Here is a 25,674-nt window from a genome sequence, read left to right on the forward strand (position 1 = left end):
TCCTGCGGGTGCGGAAGGTGATTGGTGACTGACTTGACCCTGATGGAAATTCTGCGCGCCTTTGTGGACACCGACACGATCGCTGTTACTTTTCCCGGCTATCCCATGAGCTGGATCGAACTGATCGGAACGTTGTTTTATCTGCTGTCCGTCTGGCTGATCGCCAAAAGGAACATGCTCACCTGGCCTTCGGGCATCGTCTCGGTGGTGTTGTTTTTCTTTTTGTTCTACCAGATCCGGCTCTACGCCGATGCTCTGGAGCAGATCTACTATCTTGGGGCCTGCATTTACGGCTGGTGGTTCTGGAAGCGGGAAGAGAAAATAGGGGCGGAAAAAGTCGTCTCCGTCGGTTTCAGCAGCCCCGGCACCATGGCGGGGTGGGCCGCCGGTACGCTGATCGCCTCCACCGCCGGCGGTTTGTTCATGGAAAAGGTGCACCTTTATTTTCCGGCGGTTTTTCCGGAAGCGGCCGCCTATCCGTTTATCGATACCCTGACCACCCTGATGAGCTTTACGGCCATGTTTCTCATGGCCCGAAAGAAAACCGAAAGCTGGATTTACTGGATCATCGTCGATCTGATCGGCATTTGGCTTTACTATATGAAAAACGTCCGGTTCATCTCAGTCTTGTACGTGCTTCTTTTGGGACTGGCCATCAAGGGCTTGTGGCACTGGAAAACACAGCCGCGCATGGGTTGTCCCCAAACGATTATCCCCCAATCTTCCGCTTCAGATTGATTCCGTATTTGCGCATGCGGTTCCAGACCGTCACCCGGTTGATGCCCAACAGGCGGGCGGCCTGGCTCTGGTTGCCGCCGGTGGCCCGCAGGGCGTCGATGAGCTGCCGGCGCTGGTCATTGCCTGTTATGGCAATGGTCGGCGGATCAACGGCGATGGCCGGTGATCGATCCGACTGCAGCATGTGCGGGGGCAGGTGATCGATGTCGATGGCATCCTTGTCAGCCACGGTAAATGCGTATTCCAGGGCGCTTTTCATCTCCCGCACGTTTCCGGGCCAGTGGTATTTCATGAAACGGTTCAATGCCTGGCGGGTCAATCCCCGGATCGACTTGCCCGTGCGCAGTTCCAGGCGGTCGATAAATGTATTGACCAAAAGCGGAATATCTTCCTTACGCTCACGCACCGGCGGCAGATGGATGGGGATCACGTTGATGCGAAAGTACAGATCCTCGCGAAAGCGCTTCTGGTCGATCAGTTCCAGCAGGTTGCGGTTGGTGGCCGTGATGATGCGCACATCCACCGAGATGGGGGTGTTTTCTCCAACGCGCTCGAACTGACGGGTCTCCAGGACCCGCAGCAGCTTGATCTGGATGGAAAGGGGGATGTCGCCGATTTCATCCAGAAAAAGATCGCCGCCGTTGGCGGCTTCGAAGCGTCCGGTGCGGTCCCGGAAGGCGCCGGTAAACGACCCACGCACGTGGCCGAACAATTCGCTTTCCAAAAGGGATTCATTCAAGGCCGCACAGTTGAGCTGCACATAAGGGGCGGATTGCCGCTTGCCTCTTTCGTGAATGGCCCGGGCCACCAGCTCCTTGCCGGTGCCGCTTTCACCAAATATAATGATCGGGGCGTCACTGTGAGCCGCCTTATCGATGATGGCATAGACCATTTTCATGGCGTCACTGCCGCCGACAAGCCCGCCGAAACCGCTGTTTTCGTCCAATTGCCGGGAGAGGATTTCCACTTTGCGGTCCAGGCGGTCCACCTCGCTCAAATCGGTCAGCGTTTCCACTGCTCCCAGCACGGTGCCGTCATCGTCCCGCAACACCGAGGCGTTTTTCAGGGCCGGTAGAAAGGTGCCGTCCTTTTTTTTGATGCTGCAGCGGCAGCGGCGCATCTCCGGCTGGTCGGGCTCGAACAGTTTGCACCATCCGCCGCTATCATTATTGATGGCCATTTCACAGGCTTCGCATTCCATCAGCGTGCACGGCCTGCCGAATACCTCATCGGCAGTATATCCGGTCATCTCTTCAAAAGAATGGTTGACAGATAGAATGCGGCCTTCTTTACTGATAATCAGCAGTGCCTCACTCATGGTGTTGATCACCCGTTCCCAGTGTCGATTGATGTCTTTGATTTGCATGAACCACTTCCTTTTGTCCATTTTATAACAGTGCCAAGGGGTGCTGGGTTCTGTTTAAACAGATGATAATATTTTTAACATATGTTTAAACACTATTTAAACACTGCTTTTATCAAATTACACGTAAAATTTAAAAAATAAATACAAAACCATATGGTTATTGACCGTTGTGATTTCTATGGGGGGTGGCATGGTTTTTGTTGATCTTTTATCAGGGAAAACAGGTCCGCGCCTCATGTAAAGAATACTCCCAAAGGATCGGACCGGAACCAATCGACCGGAGGTAAAGGGGCACCGTGGGCCGGCGTCGTCACATCAACCTCGAGGATATACCGTGGCCGATTAGTATCCTTAAATTTAACCAAGCCGTTTGTGAAATGAAACCCGGCGATCGCATCATTGCTTTTCTAAAAGATGCGGATGTGATGACCAATTTACTGCAGCTTTTACATCATCGGACGGACGTGGGAGTGACCACCCGGGCGTCCGGTGATGATCTGTGTATTGAAGTAAAAAAAGAAAGATGCGCGAGCGGAAGTGAAGCAATCGACGATCCAAAATAATGCCCGTCTGGAAATAAGCCGTTAGCCTGTTTTCGGATTAACGCGAACCAAAACTGAGCGTTTCAAAGTACCTCTCGGCAAGCTCGATAATCGCTCAGATCAGGGTGAAATAATATGAAGTACGGATGAGCCGTTAATTTTATTTGAGGAGGGCCGTATGGGGCTAAACAGACGTGATTTTTTCAAAACGCTGACTGCCGCCGGGGCTGCCGTGGCGGGATCCGGTCGATCCGCCCATGCCTGGCAGTCCAGGGCACCGTCCGATTCCGTGGGCTGCCTGGTGGATCTGACCCGCTGCATTGGTTGCCGTAAGTGCGAGGAGGCCTGCAACCGGGTCAATGCTTTGCCGGAACCTGTAACCAGCTTCGAAGACTACACCGTGCTGGATCGCAAGCGTCGTCCTGACGAGCGAACCTACACCGTGATCAATCGTTACATATCCGGGTTGATCGACGAGCGCGACCAGCTGGTGCCCACCTTTGTCAAGCTGCAGTGCATGCACTGCCAGGATCCGGCCTGCGCATCGGCTTGTATCGTGGGTGCCCTGACCAAAAAGGAAAACGGTGCGGTGCATTACGATGTGACCAAATGCATCGGCTGCCGGTACTGTATGGTAGCTTGCCCGTTCGAAATTCCGGCCTACGAGTATCATGATCCCATTACTCCGCGGGTGATGAAGTGCACCTTCTGCTACGAGCGCGTGCAGTCGGAAAACAAACTGCCCGGGTGCGCGGAAATCTGCCCGGTGGAAGCCATCACCTTTGGCCGGCGCAGCGATATTCTGGCCGAGGCCCACCGGCGCATCGAGAAGAATCCCGGCCGTTACATCGATCATGTGTACGGCGAAAAAGAAGTCGGCGGCACCAGCTGGATGTATATTTCCAGTGTTCCTTTCGAAAAACTGGGCTTCAATAAATTGCCGGAAACGCCCATGCCCCGGCTGGCGGAAACCATTCAGCACAGCCTGTTCAGTTATCTGTGGTCGCCCATCGTGCTCTTCGGCATGCTCGGCGGGGTGATGTGGGCGTCCAAGGATAAGGGCGATCGCGCCGATAACGGCAAGCAAGGAGGTGAGCGATGAGCCATCAGGCAGCGCCTGTCAAGATAAAATTCTGGACTCCCGGCGTCGTTGTTCTGGCCGTTCTCATGGCGGCTGGTGCAGCGGCGATCATTGCCCGGTTCATCGGCGGTATTGGCTATGTTTCCAATCTGACCACCGCGAGGCCCTGGGGACTGTGGATCGGTGTGGATGTCGCCTCCGGTGTGGCCCTGGCCGCCGGCGGGTTTACCACCGCTTTTCTGGCCCACATCATCGGTCGCCACTATTACGAGGCCGTTGTCCGGCCGGCCCTTTTGACCGCCATGCTGGGATACACCTTTGTGGTCCTGGGGCTGCTTGTGGATATCGGCCGCAGCTGGGCCATCTGGAAACCCATGCTCCACTGGAATCCCACGTCGGTGCTGTTCGAGGTAGCCATGTGTGTGATGTTTTACCTCAATGTGCTGTACATCGAGTTTTTACCCATTGTGGTGGAGCGCTTCAAGGGACGCGTCAATCTGCCCGGTTTCCTGGGTGGGTTGAACGCGCCGGTGGAGGGCCTGCTGCGCCTGGCCGATGCGGTGCTACCCAAAATCATGTGGCTTTTCATTATTGCCGGCGTGGTGCTCTCGTGCATGCACCAGTCCAGCCTGGGCTCTTTGATGCTTATTGCGCCCACCAAACTGCATCCGCTCTGGTACACGCCCATCCTGCCGCTATTGTTCCTCACCTCGGCCATTGCCGTGGGCTATCCCATGGTGGTATTCGAAGCCACCCTGGCCACCACATCGCTGAAACTTGATTCGGAGATGACGGTGCTGACACCACTAACACGCATCACCATTTTCCTCTTGGGGCTCTATCTGGCCCTCAAGGTTGGGGATATGGTGGTTCGCGGCACCTACGTTTACCTTTTCGATGGCACCGCCCAGACCAACGCGTTTCTCGTCGAATTGCTGCTGGGGGTGATCGTACCCTGGCTGATGCTGCTTTCACCCAAGGTGCGCAGCTCACGGCGCTGGCTGTTCATCGCCTGTACGATGATTGTCATTGGCGTGCTGATCAATCGCCTGAATGTGTTTGTTGTCGGGTATCGTCCGCCGATCAGCGAGGCCAACTACTTTCCGGCCATCGGTGAGATATTGGTCACTGTGGGGCTGATCGCCGCGCTGATGTTTATTTACCGATTTCTCGTCACCCATTTACCCGTGTTAAACAAACCGGAACAGGAGGTGCGTGCATGAGCGTAAGAGGACCGGTTCATCGACTATTGTTTATTGCCGTTCTGGCCGGGCTTTGTTGCAGCCTTCCGGCCGGGGCTGCTGCACCGCCTGAGGAAAAACCGCAACCGGAAGCAGCGACCCAGTGGATCGCCCCGGATCAGGAAGCGGCCAAGAAACGGGCCGCCGAGGTGGTGCCTTTTGTTGAAGCCGTGCGTGATGAATGCCGGCTGTGCCGGCAGCAGCGGCTTCGGGATCAGGGCCTTAGCGTAAAGGACCAATCGGAAAGCTACTTTTTGCTGGACAGCCCGATTATCCAAAAGACCGAGGACCATTACGGCCCGGTGCGTTTCATGCACGCCAAACATGCCGTGGTGATCAAGGACTGCGCCCTGTGTCACCACTACCGCCCCCTGGACGAGGCGGCATCCGAAACCGTGCGCTGCTCGGCCTGCCATCAACAGCCTTTTCAGAAGGATCATCCCGAACGGCTGGGGCTCAAGGCCGCCTATCACCAGCAGTGCATGGGCTGCCATCGGGGCATGGACAAAGGCCCCATCGACTGTGCGGGATGCCACAGGAAAAACGTTCCCGATCACAAGGACAATATCAAGCTGGCGGGCAAACCCGAGCCATCCCAGGTGACGGCCGAATGCCTGCGCTGTCATCAGGCCGCCGGCGAAGACATGCTCAAGTCCGCCCATTGGCTTTGGAAGGGACCGTCGCCGTACACCCTGGATCACAGAAAGGCGGTCAATCTCGGTAAAGCCACCATTGCCACCAACAACTTCTGAATCAGCATCACCAGCAACGAGGCTCGTTGCACAAGTTGCCACGCCGGCTATGGATGGAAAGACGATACCTTTGATTTTACCGATATGACCAAAATCGACTGTTTGGTGTGCCATGATACCACCGGCACCTATAAAAAAACGCCCACGGCGGCCGGCATGCCCGATCCGTCCGTGGACCTGGTGGCTGTGGCCAAGAGCGTTGGCTCCACCTCCCGCAAGAGTTGCGGGGACTGTCACTTCAACGGGGGTGGGGGCGAGGCGGTCAAACACGCTGATCTCTCCCGCCAACTGCTCAAACCCGAGCGTAATTGCGACGTGCACATGGGCGGGTACGATTTCCAGTGCAGTGAGTGCCATCGGACGCGCAACCACAAGATTGCCGGGCGCAGTTCCTCGGTTCCCGTGGTGGAGGGCGACATGTCCTGTACGGGCTGCCATTCGGATACGCCTCACTATGGGGATGATCTGTTGGACCATCACCTGAACAAACACAGCAACAACATCGCCTGTACCACTTGCCATGCGCCGGTCTACGCCAAGTGCAAACCCACCAAAGTGTTCTGGGACTGGTCCAAGGCCGGGGATAAAAACCGCAAGCCCCAAAAAGACAAGTACGGCATGGGCGACTACAACTGGAAGAAAGGCGAGTTCATCTGGAAAGAGTCGGCCAAACCCGTGTATGCCTGGTACGGCGGATTCATGAAACGGATCCTGCTCGGTGATACGCTGGACCGCACCCAGGCCGAAATCAATATCACCGAACCGGTGGGGTCCATTAACGATCCCAATTCCAAGATATCGCCCTTCAAGATCATGAAGGGGGTGCAGGCCGTGGATGCCAGCTATGATTATCTGCTGGTGCCCCATCTGTTTCCCAAAAACAAGGAAGATAAAACCGCCTATTGGAAGCATCGCGACTGGCAGAAATCCTTTTCCGCCGGCATGCAGGCCAAAGGCATGAAATACTCGGGTCAGTATGAGTGGATCACCACCAACATGTACTGGGGGGTCGAGCATGAGGTCATGCCGGCCGACATGGCCCTTTCCTGCGTGCAGTGCCACGAAAGCCTCAAAGGTGAGCGTACCTGCAACCGTTGCCATCAGGACAACCGCGATGTGGATTTCAAGTCCATTGCCCACAAGGGAACCGATTTTTCCTACATGGCATCCAAAGGCCGCGATGTGAGCCATCTGGTCGGCACCACGGACTACATCGACTTCAAGGCCTTGGGATACAAGGGCGATCCCATTATTTACGGGGGGCGCTTCAAAAAGCTGCCCATGGGGTACAAGGCTCACAAATAAACAATTGAATTTGGCCACAGCGTCCCGGTCCACCCATTTTCCCCGTGTAGCGGAATAATGGGTGGCCGGGGGTGCTATTCAGTCGATTCACGCATTCATCGCCAGCTTGCGTAAACAGTATTGATGAGATCTATCCAGATCGTTTTTTTAATGTAAAAATATAATTATCGGTTTGACAGATAGCTTTCATTTGCTTAAATTAAAATAAGTTATCCACTATCTTGAAACCGACCCAAGGTGACGGTGTTACACGTAAAACAATGCGTTGGAAGGGGATTTGTCCCTTCTTATGGAAAATCAATTTCCGCAGATAACAGATATTTCCTTTTTGCCTATGTGAAAACATCGGCTTTTCAAACCATCAACGAAAGGAGCGTGTCATGGCTGAAGAAGTAGAGGTCGGGTGTGCCCGGCCCACCGGCGGACCCGTCGGTGAAGAAGTACCAGAAACCCCTGAAAAAGCAACCATTGCACCCGTCAAGGAGGAAATGAGCATGATTCATGTCGGCGAAAAAGCCCCGGACTTTGTGGCCCCGGGTTACCAAAAAGGCAAATTTATCAACGTCAAGCTTTCGGAATATCTGGGGAAATGGGTGGTGCTATGCTTTTATCCCGGTGATTTCACCTTTGTCTGAGCCACTGAAATTTCGGCGGTCGCCGAAAAATATTCTGAGTTCCAGAAACTGGGGGTGGAAGTTCTCTCCATGAGTATTGACAGCATGTTTGTTCACAAAATGTGGGATGATCATGAGCTTTCCAAAATGGTTGATGGTGGCGTGCCTTTCCCCATGCTGTCCGATGCCGGTGGCAAGGTCGGCAGATTGTTTGGTGTCTTCAACGAGGCTGCCGGCGTGGAAAACCGGGGGCGCTTTCTCATTGATCCGGATGGTGTGGTGCAGGGGTTCGAGGTACTGACACCGCCGGTGGGACGTAATGTCAACGAGACCCTGCGGCAGATCCAGGCCTTCCAGCTGATCCGCAAGACCAAAGGGGCCGAGGCCACGCCGTCCGGGTGGCGGCCCGGCAAAAAGACCCTCAAGCCGGGGCCGGATCTGGTGGGTAACGTCTGGAAGGAGTGGAAGACAAGTATGGCCTTCGACTAAGAGCCTGTTTGATAAATCCGTCTAAGGCCCGCTAACGGCGTTGGAACGTGTCTCAAAATGCTCACATATTACATATATGCGCAGCAATTGAGCCACTTTCCGCCTTGTTATCGGACCTGATCCAGACTTCTCAAACAGGCTCTAACCGAATTTCACTTTGGACCCCAACCTTTTTTTGCATCAATGGGGGTAAATTGAGCGATTGTCGGGCTTGCCGCAAGATGCAGGATGGCTTTTTCACCAGGGTCACCCGAGTGACCCCAAGGGTATGCAACATTGGGGGTGAAAAAGCCATCTCAACGCCACGGGTGCGGTAAGACCGGCAATTCCAAAGGGTCACTTTTTTTTTGACAATTAAAAATTACGTAACATTTTTTCTGTATTCCGCTCTTCATTACCATCAACAATCAAAATGCTCAATTTAGTCGGGGCTCACGGATTTCCTGGCCAAGAATATCAATTGCGCTGGTCGGGGGCCATAGCCTTCTCACCCATGTTTGTAAAAAAGGAGATGAATATGTATTTCAATCAAATCGCCGTTCCCGGTTTAGGCTGTCTCTCGTATGCCATTGGCTGTCCGCGGGCCAAGGCCATGGCCGTAATTGATCCCAAGCGTGATGTCCAGGACTATCTGGAGATTGCCCGTGAGGAGGGCATGCAGATCACCCATATCATCAACACCCACGTGCATGCCGATCATGTGAGCGGTGACCAGGAACTGCGGTTGGCCACGGGTGCAGACATCTATATCCACGAAAGCGCGCCGGTGGAATACAAGCACAAGGATCTCAAGGAAGGCGATGTTTTCGAACTCGGCGCCGCCAAAATCGAAGTTCTGCACACGCCGGGTCACACCCCCAACTCCATCTCCCTGCTGGTGACCGACAAGGCGCGCTCGGAAGAGCCCGAGATGCTGCTAACCGGTGATCTGCTTTTTGTCGGTGACATCGGACGTCCCGACCTGCCGGGGGCGGAGATTCTGGATGAACAGGTGAAGAATCTGTACAAAAGTCTATATGTCAAGCTGGCCGACTACCCGGATCATCTGGAAGTATTTCCGGCGCACGGGGAGGGCTCGCTTTGCGGGCGGGGAATGAGTGCCAAAAAAAGCTCCACCCTTGGCTATGAGCGGCGGGCCAACCCCATGCTGCGATTTGAATCGTTCGAGGCTTTTAAGAAGGATGTGATGTCGGCGTTTCCCGTGCGGCCCAAGAGTTTTTCTCACATCATTCAAACCAATATCAAGGGGGCGGCCACCCTGGATGCCTGTCCCATGGATAAAAGCCTGACCCCCAAGCAGTTTGAAGAGATGATGAACGACGGCGCCATCGTCATCGATGCCCGCGATTCAGCGGCCTTCGGCGGCTTTCATATCCCGGGCAGCATCAACATCGGGTTTGAAAAACAGCTGGCCAACTGGGTTGGTATGGTGGTGGATCCCAACTCGGAAATTCTTCTGGTGGTGGATGACCGAGAAGATTATGATCGCATGGTCACCGAACTGCATCGCATTGGCTACGACCTGATCTTCGGCTATCTTTCCGGCGGCATCATGGCCTGGCTGATGAGTGGTCGGCCCGTGGATCAACTGGAGCAGATTTCACCCCAGCAATTATCCGAACGGTTGGAGAGCAGCAATCTCCGCGTCATCGATGTGCGCACACCGGCGGAATGGAATGACAGCCGAATCAAATGGGCCGAGCATCTGCCCCTGTCGGATATCCTTGCCGGTAAATTGCCGGAAGCGGAAAAAGACGAAGAAATGGTGCTGCAATGCGGTAGCGGCTACCGTTCCAATATCGGTGCCAGCATCCTGCGCCAGGCCGGGTTCTCGAAGGCCAAATCCTTGGCCGGCGGTATTTTCGCCTGGTCCAACGCTGGGTATCAGTTGGTTGCCGCCTAAAGGTCGTTTAAAAAATCCGCATTAGGCCCAATAACAATGCGGAAAACGGCTCGAATGCGGATCATATACACACTATGTGAGCATTTTGAGCCGTTTTCCAAGGCCGTTTGCGGGGCTATGCGGGTTATTCAAATCCTTTCTTTGAACTTGATTTTCCTCCAAATTTTTCAGGGAGCAGGGGCGGATTTAGCCGCCCTTGCGCCTTGGCATACCATCCTGATTCTTGCTGCGATCCCAATCGAATAAGAGGCCTTCCTTAGGTGTCAGTTTGCGCAGCCACCGTTTTGATTTTGAAATCTTGGGCCAGGGGGTATACAAAGGAAAAATAGAAAACCATAGTCAGCAACGATTTTTCTTGCTTTCCGTTTCCACATTTGGAGCCACCATGGTTGAATTATCTCAACAGTCTGACGCGGTATTTCCCTTATCCGTTGAGGCCGATTACACCCCGTTCATCAATTTCGCGATGCAACAAAACGCGGTTCCACTGCTTCGGGGCCTGGTTGTAAATAACCTTTCCGACAGAAAGGCGACTGACGTGGTTGTCCGTGTGTGGAGCGACCCACCGGTCGTTGCCGAAAAGATTTTGAGGGTGGATGTGATCGCACCCGGTGCCGGCTACACATTCTCGCCCGTTGCGCTCACACTCCAGCGCGGTCTTTTGCGTAAACAGTCCGAACGCGAGGAGGGGCACCTGTGGATTGAGCTCGCTGCCGGTGGAGTTGCGCCGTTACGCAAGCCACTTCCCCTGTCTGTGCTTGCCTACAACGAGTGGATCGGCGTTTCCCTGCAGCCGGAGATCATTGCCGCGTACGTGCTTCCCAACGACCTTGCTGTGGAGCGTATCCTTGCCCAAGCCTCGGCGCTGCTGCTGGAAAAGACACAGGACGGATCCTTGTCGGGATACCAGAGCGGGGACCCCCGTCGCGCATATTCGCAAGCTGCTGCGATCTATTTCGCGGCGGCTCGCCAGAAGATCGGTTATATCAATCCTCCGGCGAGCTTCGAGGAAACCGGTCAGAAGATCAGGACCCCGGAGCACATCCTTGATCGAAAACTGGCCAGCTGCCTGGACACGACGACGCTGCTTGCCGCGTGTTTTGAGCAGGCCGGGTTGCGACCGGTAATCGTGCTGGTAGCGGGGCACGCATTTCCCGGCGTGTGGCTTGTGGACAAATCTTTTGACGATACTGTGACCCACCATGCATCGATTCTTTCGAACCGGATCGATCTGGGCGAGTTCCTTGTCATGGAATCGACGGGTATCACCAAGACGCCGCCATTGAGCTTTAAGATTGCATTGGAGCAGGCAACGGCTCACCTTCATACCCGGACACACGTTTTTATAGCGGTGGACGTAAAGGCTACACGCAACGCTGGTATCCGTCCGCTGTCACTGACTGAAGAGATTGGTGGCTTGGCGGATGAGGACATCAGCCCTGGTGGAGAAAACCTCTCAACCGGCGAGGACCTGAGTGTTCCGCAACCGGTTGCCGAGGCGGGTATGTTGAAATCGACCTACCCACCCCGCGATCAGGAGCGTGCCGCCGATCGTCTTTCACGGTGGAAGACCAGCCTGCTCGATCTCAGTCTCCGCAACCGGTTGCTCAACTTTAAGGACACCAAGAAAACGATCCCGCTGCTTTGCCCTGACATCGCGGGGCTGGAGGACGCGCTGGCCGCCAGCCAAGCGTTTCGCGTGCGGCCCAAGCCGGATGCCTGGGGACCATCCGACCCCCGTGATGCAGCGTTGCACCAGGCACAGACGGGTACGGACGCCTTGTTCGACTACCTGCGTGAGGAAATGGTGCAGCAACGTCTGCACGCAGCGATTAGCGAGCATGAGCTGGCTAACCGTCTCACTCAGATCGAGCGCGCGACCCGTTTAGGTCTTGAAGAGGGCGGCGCAAACATGTTGTTTCTCGCTCTCGGCTGCCTGGTTTGGAAAGAGGACGAGAAAAGTGCTATCGAACGCCGCGCGCCGATTCTGCTGATTCCCATGCGTATCGAGCGCAAGTCCGTGCGCGAAGGATTCCGTATCCAGCGCATCGATGAGGAACCGCGGATCAACATCACGCTGCTCCAGAAACTCAAGTTTGATTTCAACATCCGTGTCGACGGTTTAGACCCTTTGCCCGAAGGCGAGTCCGGTCTGGATGTACCGAAAATCCTGCGCACGATTCGTCAGGCGATCAAACGTGAGACGAGCTGGAAGGTGGATGAATGCGCCAATCTCGCTATTCTCACTTTTTCCCGCTTCCTGATGTGGTTGGACCTTGAGGCGAACGCGGCTGAACTCAAGAAAAATCCAGTCGTCAACCATTTGGTTGAGTCCTCGAACGGGTTGTTCGACCCTGGTGCCATGTTTCCCGAACTGGAAACCCTGGACGAGCAGTATCCGCCATCGGCCACCTTCTGCCCGCTCAATGCCGACTCATCCCAGCTTCGCGCCATCTATGCAGCGGCACAAGGGGGGACGTTCGTGTTGCAAGGGCCTCCGGGGACCGGCAAGTCACAAACGATCACGAACCTGATCGCCCACTGCCTGACCATCGGCAAGCGGGTGTTGTTCGTCGCCCAGAAGCGGGCAGCACTCGATGTGGTGTACAAGCGCCTTTCCGATGTCGGCCTGGGGCCCTTTTGCCTGGAACTGCATTCGAACAAGACGACCAAGGAATCCTTCCGCGCGCAGCTGCGCGAGGCGCTCAGTGTCGCCGGGACCGGGGCTGTCGGGCACTGGGAGAAGGAGACAACGCGCCTTGCCGCGCAGCGAGGCGCGCTGAACCAATATGTGCGTGATCTTCACGCGCCCCGGGCGTTCGGTAAGAGCGCCTATTGGATTATCTCCCGGCTGATTGGCTTCGGTGACGAACCCAAGGTCGCACTGGATCTTGTCGATCCCGGCGAACAGACCAGCGAGGCGTTCGAGGGAATGCGGGCCGCTGTGCGAGAAATGGCCGAGGTGGTGCGTGTATCCGGCAATCCTGCCGGACATCCGCTGGCCGCGGTTCGGCTGTCCGCTTGGGCCTATGGTATCGAGGACGACGTAAACACTGCGATTCAGGCCGCCGAGGATGTTCACCAAAGCCTGAAAGCCGCGGCTTTGCTCACTCTGCCGGACCTGGGGCTTGAGGTTGACGAGGCGTCGCTCTCCGACTTCCGGGTTGCCGGCCGGCTGACGGCCCTATTGGAAACTGCGCCTAATGGTCTCACCCGGGCGATTTTCTCGGCGCCTGACTGGCAGCACACCAAATCCCAGCTAACCCAGTGGATAGGGCTGGGGCGGGAGTGCTCAACGGTGCGCTCAAAACTGTTGGCGTCTTACACCGACGGGCTTTTCACCCTCGATCTGCCTGCGTTGATCGAAACGCTGCAGGCGAGGAAAGACGCCTGGTTCTGGAAGAAGTGGCGCATGGGTGTTTTCGTCCGCAAAACCGTGCGGACGGTGCGTAAGGACGGCAAGGCCCCCAGCGATTTGGCGGCCTTTACGGAAGAACTGGAGCAGGCGCTGACCCTGGCCGAGGAGCAGGCCAGGCTTGAATCCGAAAATGAGGTCCTTTCCCGGCTCTTCGGCTCTTGTTGGCAAGGGCTTAACTCTCGGTGGGACGTGCTGGAGCAGACCCTGGCGTGGGCAGACAGGTACCGTGCGATCATCGACCATGCGCCGGGTAAGGACCTTGCGGCGAAACAAGAGAACAGGGCGCGGTGGATTCGTCTGGCAACTGAAAGCGGGGTAATGTTTGCCGCCGGAGCGCCGGCCGCACAGCAGGCGAGCGCATTCCGGGCGGCGCTGCAGGATATGGAGGTGCAGAAGGCGCACCTGACCCGTCTGCTGCAACTGGACGTCCCAGCGGCCTGGGGCGGCGAGGCGGAGGCGAGGATGCTCGAGAAGGCCGAGGCAACCATGCAAAACATCGCCGCGAACCTGTCGCGCTTGCGCGAGTGGTCACTTTACCAAGCCTCGCGCGCGATGGTAATCGAGCTTGGCCTTACTGCACTCGCCGAGGCCCTCGAACAGGGGGAGATCGGCGCTCAGCAACTGGAATCTGCATTCGAGCACTCCTTTGCCGACTGGTGGGCAAGGACCGTTCTGAAGTCGATCCCCTCCCTTACCGGGTTCATTGGGGAGCGGCACAACCTTAAGATTCAGGAATTTCGGGAGCAAGAAGCCAGGATCATTGAACTGACCAAAAAGGAGAGCTTCGCCCGGATCGCCAAAAGGATACCGCGGGCAGCGGCGGTCGGTCAGCGCACGCCGTCCAGTTCCGAGGCCGGGCAGTTGCAGCGCTTCGCTCAAGGCGGACGCAAAACGATCCGGCGCATCTTCAAGGAGTGCCCCAACGCGCTGGCCAGGTACAAGCCCTGCGTCCTCATGAGTCCGCTTTCGGTGGCCCAGTTCATTGGCGCGGACTTCCCCAAGTTTGACATCGTTGTGTTCGACGAGGCGTCGCAGATGCCGACCTACGATGCGATTGGTGCGATTGCGCGCGGCAACCAACTTCTCGTTGTCGGTGACTCCCGCCAACTCCCGCCCACGACCTTCTTTGAACGACAAAAGGGTAATGAAGACTACGACGAGGACGATTTGCCGGAGGAACTGGAGAGCATCCTCGAGGAGTCGGAGGTGGCGGGGATAAAGCCCCTGCGCCTGGAATGGCATTACCGCAGCCGCCACGAGAGCCTGATTGCTTTCAGCAACCGTCAATACTACGAAAACCGGCTCCACACCTTTCCGGCGGCATTTACCCGGCACCATCGGCTCGGGGTGCATTGGTGTGAGGTTCCGGACGGCGTGTATGATTACGGAAAGTCGCGTACGAATCGCAAGGAAGCGGAAGCGGTCGTCGACGAGATCGTCAGGAGACTGCGTGATCCCAAAGCGCAAAGCGACTCTCTCGGCGTAGTGACGTTCAGCCAGGCACAGCAAAGCCTTGTCGAGGATCTGATGGACGCTGCGCGGGATGCGTACCCCGAGATCGAGCCGTACTTCACCACGGTCAACGAACCGGTTTTTGTAAAAAACCTTGAGACGGTCCAGGGGGATGAGCGGGACGTAATCCTGTTCTCGATCTGCTACGGGCCGGACGCCGCCGGGATCACCCGCATGAATTTCGGCCCGCTTAACAATAAGGGCGGCGAGCGCCGGCTCAATGTGGCCATCACCCGGGCGCGCAAGCAGTTGCTGGTTTTTTCAAGACTGGGATCTGAGCAGATCGACCGGTCCCGAACTCAGGCGACTGGTGTGCACCACCTGCGGGCATTTCTGGATTATGCGAAGCGCGGACCGATAGCATTTGCGGAAGACATTTCCCGCACGACCGGGGCCGTGGAAACCTTTTTCGAGCAGTCGGTGCTGGATGAATTAACCAAGCGAGGCTGGCGTGTGGACGTGCAGGTGGGGTGTTCGGGGTATCGGATCGACCTGGCCGTCCATGATCCCGATGTTCCCGGTCGGTACCTTTTAGGCGTGGAGTGCGACGGTGCGAACTACCATCGTGCCAAGTCGGCGCGGGACCGCGACCGGCTTCGCCAGACCGTGCTGGAAGGCCTTGGCTGGCGGCTATATCGCATCTGGTCGACCGACTGGTGGCTCCAGCGCACCAAGGAGATCGCAAAACTCGAAAAGGCCCTGACACAGGCGAGAACGACCTCGGCAGCGACCGACACCGTTGACCTGAGCCCCCCGGAAAACCTCCCTGCGACCTACGAACCGACCGATAGCCCCGGCAAAGCGGACGTGAACCGGCGGTTTGCTAAAGACACGGCCCGTGTTGCACCCAATCCGATCCAGTCCATGCCGGTCGCCGGCGAACTTGCCGGACAATCGACATACCGGCGTTACAAGCCAAGTATTCATATCGTTTCGGGTGCGCTTCACGCTTCCACCAACGCCGGCAGAGTGCGCGACCTGGTCCGATTTATTGTCGATACCGAGGCGCCCTTGCTGTTCGGTTCCCTTTGCTCCGAGGTTACGTCCGTCTGGGGAATAAAAAGAATCGGAAGCCGCATCCGTGCCGTGGTAAAGGACGCGGTAAAGCAGAACAACTTTGTGATTCGCCGATCGGGAAAGCGCGAGTTCGTCTGGACCAAGGCGTTAGCCGAGGAGCCCTACAAGATTTTCCGCATCCCCAGCGAGAAGGACCCGAAGTTGCGCAAGGCGGCGGAAATCTGCCCGGAGGAAGTCGCCAACGCGGCTTGCCAGGTGCTCAACATGCATATCAGCATGAGCAAGGATGATCTTACGCGAGAAACCGCCACCCTGTTCGGCATCAGGCGACTCGGGGACAGGATGCGGTTGTTCTTCGATGAAGGCATCGAGCTGATGCAGAAAAACGGCTGGTGCCAAGTGGAGGGAGATAACCGTGTCATACCCTGAGCCAGGGAAGCAGGCCATTTAATATCTCCTCAACATGGTTTGCATGAAAACAATGGTGATTGATCGGTTCCAGTGGGTGTGCTACATACTCGTGTACAATGAACGGCGTACAGAAAATGACAGATCGTCGAATTGGGTCGATGATTTAAAAAATATATAAATAATACAATTTTTTATATCTATATGGTGGCACCTGTGATGGCTAATGAATCAGCGCTTATTGAAGTGGGATACGGACGCTCAAGCCATGATCAAGCCTACACGGCGGGTGAAAATGCGGCCCGTCAGGCATTCCAAGGAACCAGCAGATATCCACTGACGGTCGTTTTTGTCTTTACGTCAGTGTGTTACGACATTTCCTCTTTGCTTTCCGGCATTGCCCATATTGTGGGTGATGTCCCCATTCTTGGGACCACCACCGCTGGAGAGATTTGCAACACGGCAAGCACAAACAGCGTATTGGTGATTGCTCTGGCTTCACCCTATCTGCATCTTCGCTCCGGTGTGGGTCGGCATGTATCGGCCGACTGGCAACGGGCAGCCGCTCAAGCGCTTGAAACGGATGATCTCACCCCCTATTTTTCAGGATATGATAATCCGATCTGGTCTGAGTTGACAAGACGAGGCAAATCGGTTTTTGGTCTTGTTTTCACCCCCGGTAATACCCGTCATGCCGATTCACGCAGCTTTGAAATTCTCGAAATGCTCAAGCAGCGGTCCGTGGCCCGTGTCCCATTTTTTGGCGGTGCGTCTGCCGATGACTGGAATATGGAAGCCAATGCGGTCATTTTTGGAAAAAAGGCTTATCCCGACAGTCTGCTGGTTGCGATTTTTGAGACCAGCCTGCGGGTTGGCATTTCCATTGGTCATGGTTTCACGCCATCGGATAAACAGACGGTGGCCACGGTTGTTGAGGGGCATGAAGTGGTAGAGCTGGATGCCCAACCGGCAGCAGACCGATACGCACAGCTTTTGGGGTACGACCGCGAAGCGCTGACCGGCAAGCATTTGACCTTGAGTACAGGCCGGCCGGTCGGAATAAGGGACAGGCTGGGCCAGCATTACATCAATGTGGCTAGCTTTTTTTCTGATCAGGGAGGGGTAAGGTTTTCCCAGCCGGTCGTCCAAGGCAGCCGTCTGACACTGATGGAATCGTCTTCCGATCGCCTCATCCAGGCTGGCCGGGAAACCCTGCGCAGGGCATTATTGCGCGGTGGGATTGATCATCCAGCAGTAGTATTTGTCTTCTCATGTGCTCTACGCTCACACTTCATGCAGGAACGATACCCGGAAGAGATATCGGCAATGCAAGACCTATTGCCTCATTCGCCGATATTGGGTTTTTACTCATTCGGCGAACAGGGGGTTTCCGACGCGGGTGTCAGTATTCACGGCAACGGGATGATCGCTGCTTTGGTGATTGGAGATGAACTGAGTGTTGCCGCCGAAGTTGCCGAAGCGAACGCACGCCTTCTCGAACAGCAGCAGGCTGCTGAAAAACAACTGCACCTTCAGGCCACCATACTATCCGCCATAAAAGATACGATTATCGTCATTTCTCCGCAAATGCAGACGCTGTGGTGTAATCAGACGGCGAGGGAGTTTTTTGGTGACCGCGAGGAGATGTTCAGCGACCCTTGCTATTGGTTTTACAAACATCGTAGCGAACCCTGCAACGACTGTCCGGCGATCAAGGCTATGACCACCGGTCATACCCATCAGGCCATTAGCCAGTCATATGATAAAAACGACCGGCCGGTCTGGCGGTTGAACCGGGCCTATCCTTACTATGATGAAAACGGACAAATCGCCGGTGCAATAGAAGTTGTCTCTGATTACAGTGAGCAAAAAAGGATTCAGGATGCCCTTCAGAATAGCGAATTGACCCTGAAAAGAGCCCAGACCGTGGCCGGCGTGGGAAGCTGGCTTCTGGATGCCGTCAACAATGTGCTCAATTGGAGCGATGAAACCTACCGACTGTTTGGTGTTGAGAAAAGCACGCCCCTGACCATTGGGACGTTTATCCGGTGCGTCCATCCCGATGATCGCAAGGCCGTCACCAATGCCTGGCAGGCCGCATTGAAAGGCGCTCCCTATGATATCGAACACCGGATCATGGCCGGCGACCAGGAACGCTGGGTGCATGAAAAGGCCAAAATCACCTTTGATGGCGATGGCGAGCCGCTGGAAGCGATCGGTACGATTCAGGATATTACTGCCCGAAAAAATGCGGAAATCGCGCTTGCCGAAGAGCGGCGAATGTTCATCGGCGGGCCGACCATGGTTTTCAAATGGCTGAACACGCCAGGTTGGCCGGTGGCCTATGCATCTCCCAATGTGCAGCAAATTTTAGGTTATTCGCCGGAGATGTTGATCGCCGGCCAACCGGCTTATGAAACATTGGTGCACCCGCAGGACCTGAATCGGGCAATGGCCGACATGACGACCCACATCGAGGCGGGCGATGATTATTTTGAGCACCGTCCCTACCGGTTGCGCAAACGTGACGGCAGCTGTGTTTGGGTTGCCGATTTCACCACCATTGTTAAAAGCAGCTCCGGCGCCATCCAGTATTTTTTAGGCTATCTGGTGGATATCACCGCCTTGAAACATTACGAGGCCTTGATTCAGGCCGAGCGTGATCTGGGGGCGGCATGGAGCGGCGCCCGTACGTTTCACGATCGGCTGAAATGCTGTCTCGAGGTTGCCATCCGGGTGTCGTCAATGGATTGCGGCGGTATCTACCTGGTCGACGAAAATGACGGCAGCCTTATTCTTAGCGAGCATCAGGGGTTGCCCGATGATTATATTAGGCGTGTGACATATTTTGCAACTGATTCGGAAAATGCGCGATTGATAAAAAAGGGACGTCCGGTCTATTCGTCCCACAGGGATTTAATCGCAAAGTATCTCAAGCGCCCAGTCGTGGAAGTGTTTGGGGCTATCGGAATGATCCCCGTGCTTTTCGACAACCGCGTGGTTGCCTGCCTGAACGTTGCCTCAACCACCCTGGAACAAATTCCCGGACACAGCCGTGAGGCGTTGGAGCGGATTGCCCGTTATGCCGGTGCCTTTATTGCCAGAGAAATCCAGGAAGAGAAAAACCGCCAGAGCCGCCGGGACCTGGACATGCTTTTCAACACCGTCGAGGATATGATTTTTATCCTCGACCGAAACGGCTGCATTATCCAGTGCAATCGAATTGTCCTCGATAAGTTGGGTTATTCAAACGAGGACTTGATTGGCAGGCCGATTCACATTGTCCACCCGCCTGATCGACATAGGGAGGTAAGAGAGGTGATTGCGGCAATGCTGTCAGGAGATATCGATACCTGCTCGATCCCATTGAAAACCCAAGACGGACGTCAGATATCCGTGGAAACCAAGGTCAAGGTCGGCTTATGGAACGGACAGGATGCCATTTATGAAATCAGCCGGGACATCACAGAGCGGATACGGGTGGAAGAGCAACGGCAGCAAATGGTGAAGGCCGAAAGTCTCGCGTGTATGGCCGGTGCGATCGCCCACCATTTTAATAACGCCCTAACCGCTGTAATCGGCAACCTGGACCTGGCCAGGGATGCATTACTACCGTATGCCAAAGTGGAAAAGAAATTGATCGAGGCCGAGAAAGCGGCTCATCGGGCAGCTGAAATGAGCCGACGCATGCTGACCTTTTTAGGACAGATACATTCACGTCCGGAGACTGTCGATCTTGCCGGAATATGCCACAAACATCTGGCCCAAACCAAACATCGTCTGCCGACAGGCGTTGTCATGAACGTTGATCTACCTGCCAAGGGACCATTGATCACGGGCGACCCTTTGCTGTTGAACCAGGTGTTGGACATCCTGCTGGTCAACGCAATCGAAGTGCTAAGCGGTGAAAAAGGTATGGTGTCGGTGGCCGTCAATGCCATTGACGCTAACGCGATTCAGGATCATAACCGCTTCCCCGTGCAGTGGCAGCCGTCGATGGATAGATATGCATGTCTGATGGTCAGGGATAATGGCAAGGGGATGAAAAAGAATAAGATCGGCCGTATTTTCGATCCGTTTTATTCCGATAAATTCCCTGGCCGGGGCATGGGGCTCGCTGTAGCATTGGGAATTGTCAAGTCACTGGACGGGTGTATTCAGGTAACAAGCGCGCCTTATCAGGGAAGTGAATTCCGGATCTTTTTGCCTTTGATGGAAGCATCCGACACACCAACGAATTGAATGTTACTGCCATTTCCTTTTTAGTTGATTATTTTCCGATTTATGCCTAAAATCCAAGTTGTTATTAGGAAAGAGCAGTTGCGCACGTACGAATGGGCATTTTACTTTAATACCGCAAGTGCATCTTGAAACGGTCCATGCACCCGAAAAAAATAGAAATCAATCCAAATACAGTTGCCCTGTCCCTGCCACCTTTGCCATTTGAATACCAACTGCCCCCGTAGAGAAAATTTTTTGAATTGTGACACGGATCACATAACTTTTTTTTCGCAACGCTTAGGGTAAATTATAAAAGCCGAGGTATTATAATCCCGGCCCTGTTGGTTTGTTTATACAAAAAAGCAGAACCTTGTCCGGAATGATCCAGTCCAGGAATTTGCTGGTCACCTGTTGAGTTGCTCAATTATCCCAAAAAAATCAGGATGGGGATGGTGTTCCGCCCTGCTCCCATGCTCTGCCTGGAATCACGAATTGGCATTAAAAAGACCTGAAATGATTTCCCACGAAAGGAGCGTTGGAGAAAGGCAACATAAAGATATGAGGAGAGGGAGAAAATGTTAAAAGGTATTAGAATGATTGGAGTACAGGAATGGTTCGTCCATAAAGTAAAATCTAAAATTATAATTGGTCTCCTAAAAATTGGACTGTTACTTCTTTGTTGCTCTTTATCTATCGTCATCTCGCCAAATGGTGTTCAAAGTGCTGAAGAAGAAGTCGTCCCACCAAAGCTTGCCGCACCTACCGGACTTCGGGTTGTAAGTGTGACTGATGCCGTTCCTGACGTAGTTGAATCAGAAAATAATGAAGAAAATAAAACGCCGACAGATGACTCAGAAGACGCAGAAGCCAGTTACCAACAAATAGAGCCGCCAAAAAATGTAAGAATTGTGATTGAATACTAGTAGTGGGCAAAATCGACCTGCTCGGCTCCTAGTGGATGCAAGGCATCTTTCCGTACGGGATTCTTGTCATGATTGCCGGGCTGTCAATCGTACATTCAGCATCCCAACGGACACCTATTTGACTAATTTTTATGTTCTTTAGGGGGCGGTAAACACGTCTGCAGTGACGCCCAGCGCCTTCAAATACTCCAGCTGGAATGATTTTAAAGGTTTTGCCAACTGCCTGTGGTTGCCGATGGTGATGACCATGATGGAAGTAAACTTGGTAGTCATCATGAAAGCGGTCGGTTTTCGGGTTTTCCGGCGAACCCAGCCGGGCAGTTCACAATCGTTGGTTTCGACATATTGGCGCATGGAACGCTCCATCAAGCGCCAAATCAAAAGAGAGATCAACAACACCAGACCCAATACTTCGATCCTACGGGCCTTCTTCAAAAAGATACTGTTTACGATGGCAGGATCTTTCAGAAAGCTGAAGTTTTGCTCAATACCAATTTGGCTTTTGTACAACGAAAGCAGCGCTTCGGCGGGCCAAGCCTCCTGCTGATCCAAAAGGTTGGTCAACAGGACAAAACAACCGGCTTCTTCCCTGATAGGGGCGACCTTGTCCGGGGCTTCGGTAACGGTTGTTGTCACACAATATTCATAGCGCAAGACCTTTCTGGGTTTGTCGAGGGCAGGCCGGCCGCGACCATATTTGGGCATTTCTTGAACATCCGCCTGAAGGTGGTGGTAACTGGCGTCGGATTGCCGGATCAGTCTGTCTGCCGCGGCCTGAGCATCTGCTCGGCAATAGTACACGGTATCCGTGACTTTCTTGCAGTCGGTGTCGAGTTTTTTGCGGTCCTGCTTAAGCATGCGGTCGATACGTTTGTGACGCCTTTTGTCATGAGCGCTGGAATGGACGACGATTGCCCGGTAGGGTTTCCCATAAAGCTCCACGGTACCGTCATAGGCCCGGTAGTGAGCAACGGGTCGATTGGGACGATCGTGTTCTTCAGCCAGAGGACCGATATCGATCCAGTCATCTTCGAGCACGGCTTCACGAATGATTCGGCTGCATTCGTTGTAGGTCGCCGGCAACCGGGATAAAAACCAAGTCTGGTCACTGCATTTGGCAAGATTGTTCTCGGTGACGAAGGCTGAATCGGCCACATAAACATAGGCTCCCGGCTCAAGCCCATGCTTGGCCATGTATTTCGAGATGTTGGTCAATAGTTCATTGTTCAAGGTCTTGTCCGAGGCGTTGCCGTGGGTGGTGGTACCCAAAATAGGGATGTTGCGGTCGACACACAGCATCGACACTAAAAACTGTTTGAGATCTGGACGTTTATCCTTGCTATAACCGTAGGTAATGTCAAAGGGCGGACCCGCCAGAACGAAATCACCGTAAACACTAACGGAAGTGGTGTCGAAGTGAAGCCGACGAGGATCGACGGCAAAGACGGTTAGGGCATTCTGTGCAATCTGAGAAAAGATCTTCTGGGTGCCGGTCTCGAAAATTTGATCCATGGATCGCCCAAGATTGTAATCGCAGAACCGTTCCGGTTCGATGTCACTGCCCAGGAGCAATGCCGTGTCTTTTTCTTCGAAGAACTCTGTCAATCGGTAAAGCGGGGTACGACCAGACAGCGTGTCGAGGACCATGGCGAATACCGCCATGCCTGGGCTCAATTCCATCTGTGAGTCGACCATTTGATCGATGGTTTCAACCAAACCGATTTTCTGAGCATATGCTTTGACGATGGGCAAATGCCTGGCATCGGTGATGGTCATATTTTCGGTATCGAACGGTGGCATCTGCCCCTCCTTTTTGAGCGCGATGGTAAAGGTTCGGGCAGTGTAGCAGCAACTACTTGAAATGTCTAGATATTTTTTATTTCATGTAAATACAATACGTTATATTTGATATGGTGTTGTTTTTGCTGAGTAATAAATTGTTTAAAACCTATGCGTAATGGGTGCGGAATGTAAGGTCAATGACCCGCCGAGAAGCAAATCCATACACACAACGCCTGCTGGCCAGACCGGTTTTTCTCTTCCTCGGCAAAATTTCCTTGGCTTTGTATCTAATCCACGAGCCCATCATTCAATACGTCGCCTGGGTTGCTCGACCTGCCAAGGCGTGGAGCTTAAACATGCCCATGCCCCCATGGGGGATCGCCATCGTGCTGCCCGTAAGCCTGGTACTTGCCACGCTGCTTGAACGAACCGTTGAAACCCCGGCACGAATTTTCACAAGGGAGCGACTGCGTGGTTTCAGACATGTGCCTCGCTAAAGTTTTGTCAATATTGACCAGGCGATCCTTCCCGTGAACCGTCATCGAACCTCGGCATCAATTAGTCATGCGCGCCGGCCAAACCAGCACGATGCCGCCCGATCTTGAAACCAGCATCGTCTGCAAGGATGGAGGTGTGCGCCGCGTGCTGATCCAACTCGCATCGGTCGGCGGAAAACTGCTCAGCACCTTCAGCGACATGACCGCCTACTGGCAGAGTGAACAGCGCAACCGTGATCACAATGCCATGTTGGAGATGGTGGCTAAAGGTGAACCGCTATTCGATATCCTGCACGCCATGGTGCTGGCCATTGAATCGGAAACCCCGGCAACAAGGTGCAGCGTGCGGCTGATGGACAAGGGCGGAAAGCATCTGTCCACCTGTATCGCGCCGAACCTGCCCGCCTTTTTCAACGACGCCCTGAACGCCCTGGAAATCGGCAAGGAGGCCGGCTCTTGTGGTACGGCAGCCCGTCGCGGCGAACGCGTCATCGTCCCGGATATCATGGCGAACGAATGCTGGCGCCCGATTCGCGAGCTGGCCCAGCGTGTCGGATTGGCGGCATGCTGGTCGGAGCCGATCATTTTTTCCAGCGGCAAGGTACTGGGAACCTTCGCCATCTACCATGCTGAACCGACCATGCCGAGCCCGGCGGATCTCGATCGCCTCTGTTTTGCGGCTAACCTGGCGGCGATTGCCATAGAAAACAGGAATACCCGTGATCAACTGGTCAAGCGGGAGCGGGCCTTCCGCACCCTGGCTGAAAACGCGCCTGACAATATCACCCGTCATGACAGGAATGGCCGCATGATCTATCACAATCCCCAGCTCGAAAGTACTCTGGGAATCCCCTCCGGGAAAATGCTGGGCAAGCGCGTCAGTGAACTAATCGACGATAGATCGTTCTCCCTCTATGACGAGAAGATTTTTCATGTAATAGAGACAGGAGAGGAGACCATGCTCGAGATTTCCGTGTCCACCGCCATGGGGATGACTTATCACGCGATCCATATGGTAGCCGAACGGGATGAATCGGGGAGGATTACAGGCGTTCTTTCTATCGGGCGAGATATTACCGAATATAAGCGCATGGAGGAAGAACTGGAACGTCAGGCGCACTCCGATCCCTTGACAGGCCTTGCCAACCGGCGCCATTTTATCCAGCAGGCCCACAGCGAACTGAGTCGTATCAACCGCTATGGCGGCGCGCTTTCTCTGCTCATGTTCGATGTCGATCATTTCAAGTGCATCAACGATACCCACGGGCACAACATTGGCGATCTCGCCTTGCAGAAAATCGCCGCCGCCAGTCGTGCCACGATGCGTGAAGTTGACATTATCGGGCGCATCGATGGCGAGGAGTTTGTGGTCCTGTTGCCCCAGACCGGCAGTGTTCAGGCTGTCGACGCCGCCGAGCGACTGCGCATCGCGATCGCCGAAAGCAAGGTGAGGCTTGAAAGTGGTGAATCACTGCACTTCACCGCCTCGTTTGGGGTAACGACCATCTCCGGCAAATCAATGGGAATGGATGAATTGTTGAAGCGATGTGATGCAGCCATGTATCGGGCCAAGGAGAGCGGTCGAAACCAGGTGTGCATCGACTCGACGGATAAATGTTCAACAGATACGGGGTAACATCACTCGAACTCCTCAAGAGAGAAGATTTGCAACGCAAGCAATGAATTGCCGCTGCCGTTTTGACGCGCGCACGCGTCCCAAATGGCTTTTATTATCAAAAAAATCTTGCTAAAGAACAGCTTCAGCATAATGATTCCAATAGATGCGAGCATGTTCTTTGTTCTCTTCTTGTGGAAGAAATCGAGGACTTTTAGGGACTTGGATTGCCAACACTCTTTTTGGTAAA

General features: G+C 54.4%; 14 protein-coding genes. 12 read left to right on the forward strand and 2 right to left on the reverse strand.

Going from position 1 to position 25,674, the window contains the following annotated elements; all coding sequences use genetic code 11:
• Nucleotides 1–24 precede the first annotated feature (24 nt).
• Nucleotides 25–738, forward strand: coding sequence for a nicotinamide riboside transporter PnuC (pnuC, locus tag Dvar_RS02045; protein ID WP_419660063.1), 714 nt, complete (start codon nucleotides 25–27; stop codon nucleotides 736–738).
• On the opposite strand, the gene Dvar_RS02050 is transcribed toward pnuC, so the two are convergent.
• Entirely contained in the window at nucleotides 710–2,104 is a 1,395-nt protein-coding gene (locus Dvar_RS02050; protein WP_419660064.1) for a sigma-54 interaction domain-containing protein, read from the reverse strand. The two genes, pnuC and Dvar_RS02050, sit on opposite strands and share 29 nt — an antisense overlap.
• A gap of 377 nt (nucleotides 2,105–2,481) precedes the next feature.
• Here Dvar_RS02050 and Dvar_RS02055 point away from each other — a divergent pair, with 377 nt between their 5' ends.
• The 9 genes from Dvar_RS02055 to Dvar_RS02095 all read left to right on the forward strand — a co-directional run bounded on the left by Dvar_RS02055 (nucleotide 2,482) and on the right by Dvar_RS02095 (nucleotide 21,530).
• Complete coding sequence (locus tag Dvar_RS02055) at nucleotides 2,482–2,667, forward strand: hypothetical protein (RefSeq protein WP_419660065.1); 186 nt, start codon at nucleotides 2,482–2,484, stop codon at nucleotides 2,665–2,667.
• 157 nt (nucleotides 2,668–2,824) lie between these two features.
• Nucleotides 2,825–3,748, forward strand: coding sequence for a hydrogenase 2 operon protein HybA (gene hybA, locus Dvar_RS02060; protein ID WP_419660066.1), 924 nt, complete (start codon nucleotides 2,825–2,827; stop codon nucleotides 3,746–3,748).
• Nucleotides 3,745–4,950, forward strand: coding sequence for an NrfD/PsrC family molybdoenzyme membrane anchor subunit (nrfD, locus tag Dvar_RS02065; protein ID WP_419660067.1), 1,206 nt, complete (start codon nucleotides 3,745–3,747; stop codon nucleotides 4,948–4,950). The genes hybA and nrfD overlap by 4 nt, the downstream gene beginning before the upstream one ends.
• A complete protein-coding gene (locus Dvar_RS02070) occupies nucleotides 4,947–7,025 on the forward strand; it encodes a tetrathionate reductase family octaheme c-type cytochrome (RefSeq protein ID WP_419660068.1) in 2,079 nt (692 codons plus the stop codon). The genes nrfD and Dvar_RS02070 overlap by 4 nt, the downstream gene beginning before the upstream one ends.
• Before the next feature lie 380 nt (nucleotides 7,026–7,405).
• A complete protein-coding gene (prxU, locus tag Dvar_RS02075; RefSeq protein ID WP_419660069.1) occupies nucleotides 7,406–8,128 on the forward strand; it encodes a thioredoxin-dependent peroxiredoxin in 723 nt (240 codons plus the stop codon).
• A gap of 517 nt (nucleotides 8,129–8,645) precedes the next feature.
• Nucleotides 8,646–10,031, forward strand: coding sequence for an MBL fold metallo-hydrolase (locus Dvar_RS02080; protein ID WP_419660070.1), 1,386 nt, complete (start codon nucleotides 8,646–8,648; stop codon nucleotides 10,029–10,031).
• 268 nt (nucleotides 10,032–10,299) lie between these two features.
• Nucleotides 10,300–16,407, forward strand: a complete 6,108-nt coding sequence (locus Dvar_RS02085; RefSeq protein WP_419660071.1) for a DUF3320 domain-containing protein — start codon at nucleotides 10,300–10,302, stop codon at nucleotides 16,405–16,407.
• Between the two features lie 198 nt (nucleotides 16,408–16,605).
• Complete coding sequence (locus Dvar_RS02090) at nucleotides 16,606–20,628, forward strand: PAS domain S-box protein (protein ID WP_419660072.1); 4,023 nt, start codon at nucleotides 16,606–16,608, stop codon at nucleotides 20,626–20,628.
• Nucleotides 20,629–21,182: 554 nt separating this feature from the next.
• The gene (locus Dvar_RS02095; protein WP_419660073.1) at nucleotides 21,183–21,530 is read left to right on the forward strand and encodes a hypothetical protein; all 348 of its coding nucleotides are present in this window, start codon (nucleotides 21,183–21,185) and stop codon (nucleotides 21,528–21,530) included.
• Nucleotides 21,531–21,668: 138 nt separating this feature from the next.
• Here the strand turns inward: Dvar_RS02095 and Dvar_RS02100 are convergent, their stop codons facing one another.
• Nucleotides 21,669–23,330, reverse strand: a complete 1,662-nt coding sequence (locus tag Dvar_RS02100; RefSeq protein ID WP_419660074.1) for an IS1634 family transposase — start codon at nucleotides 23,328–23,330, stop codon at nucleotides 21,669–21,671.
• Nucleotides 23,331–23,509: 179 nt separating this feature from the next.
• Between Dvar_RS02100 and Dvar_RS02105 the strand changes: the two genes are divergently transcribed.
• Both Dvar_RS02105 and Dvar_RS02110 read left to right on the forward strand, forming a co-directional pair.
• Entirely contained in the window at nucleotides 23,510–23,809 is a 300-nt protein-coding gene (locus Dvar_RS02105; RefSeq protein WP_419660075.1) for an acyltransferase family protein, read from the forward strand.
• Between the two features lie 67 nt (nucleotides 23,810–23,876).
• The gene (locus Dvar_RS02110) at nucleotides 23,877–25,445 is read left to right on the forward strand and encodes a diguanylate cyclase (protein WP_419660076.1); all 1,569 of its coding nucleotides are present in this window, start codon (nucleotides 23,877–23,879) and stop codon (nucleotides 25,443–25,445) included.
• Nucleotides 25,446–25,674: the final 229 nt, after the last annotated feature.

It is taken from the genome of Desulfosarcina variabilis str. Montpellier, assembly GCF_048565275.1.
Lineage (GTDB): Bacteria > Desulfobacterota > Desulfobacteria > Desulfobacterales > Desulfosarcinaceae > Desulfosarcina > Desulfosarcina variabilis.

Coding starts and splice junctions, on each gene's coding strand:
- Dvar_RS02055 (WP_419660065.1), top strand. CDS start 2,482: ATGAAACCCGGCGATCGCATCATTGCTTTTCTAAAAGATGCGGATGTG.
- Dvar_RS02095 (WP_419660073.1), top strand. CDS start 21,183: ATGTTAAAAGGTATTAGAATGATTGGAGTACAGGAATGGTTCGTCCAT.
- Dvar_RS02105 (WP_419660075.1), top strand. CDS start 23,510: ATGACCCGCCGAGAAGCAAATCCATACACACAACGCCTGCTGGCCAGA.
- Dvar_RS02100 (WP_419660074.1), bottom strand. CDS start 23,330: ATGCCACCGTTCGATACCGAAAATATGACCATCACCGATGCCAGGCAT.
- Dvar_RS02090 (WP_419660072.1), top strand. CDS start 16,606: ATGGCTAATGAATCAGCGCTTATTGAAGTGGGATACGGACGCTCAAGC.
- Dvar_RS02110 (WP_419660076.1), top strand. CDS start 23,877: ATGCGCGCCGGCCAAACCAGCACGATGCCGCCCGATCTTGAAACCAGC.
- Dvar_RS02050 (WP_419660064.1), bottom strand. CDS start 2,104: ATGCAAATCAAAGACATCAATCGACACTGGGAACGGGTGATCAACACC.
- nrfD (WP_419660067.1), top strand. CDS start 3,745: ATGAGCCATCAGGCAGCGCCTGTCAAGATAAAATTCTGGACTCCCGGC.
- hybA (WP_419660066.1), top strand. CDS start 2,825: ATGGGGCTAAACAGACGTGATTTTTTCAAAACGCTGACTGCCGCCGGG.
- Dvar_RS02080 (WP_419660070.1), top strand. CDS start 8,646: ATGTATTTCAATCAAATCGCCGTTCCCGGTTTAGGCTGTCTCTCGTAT.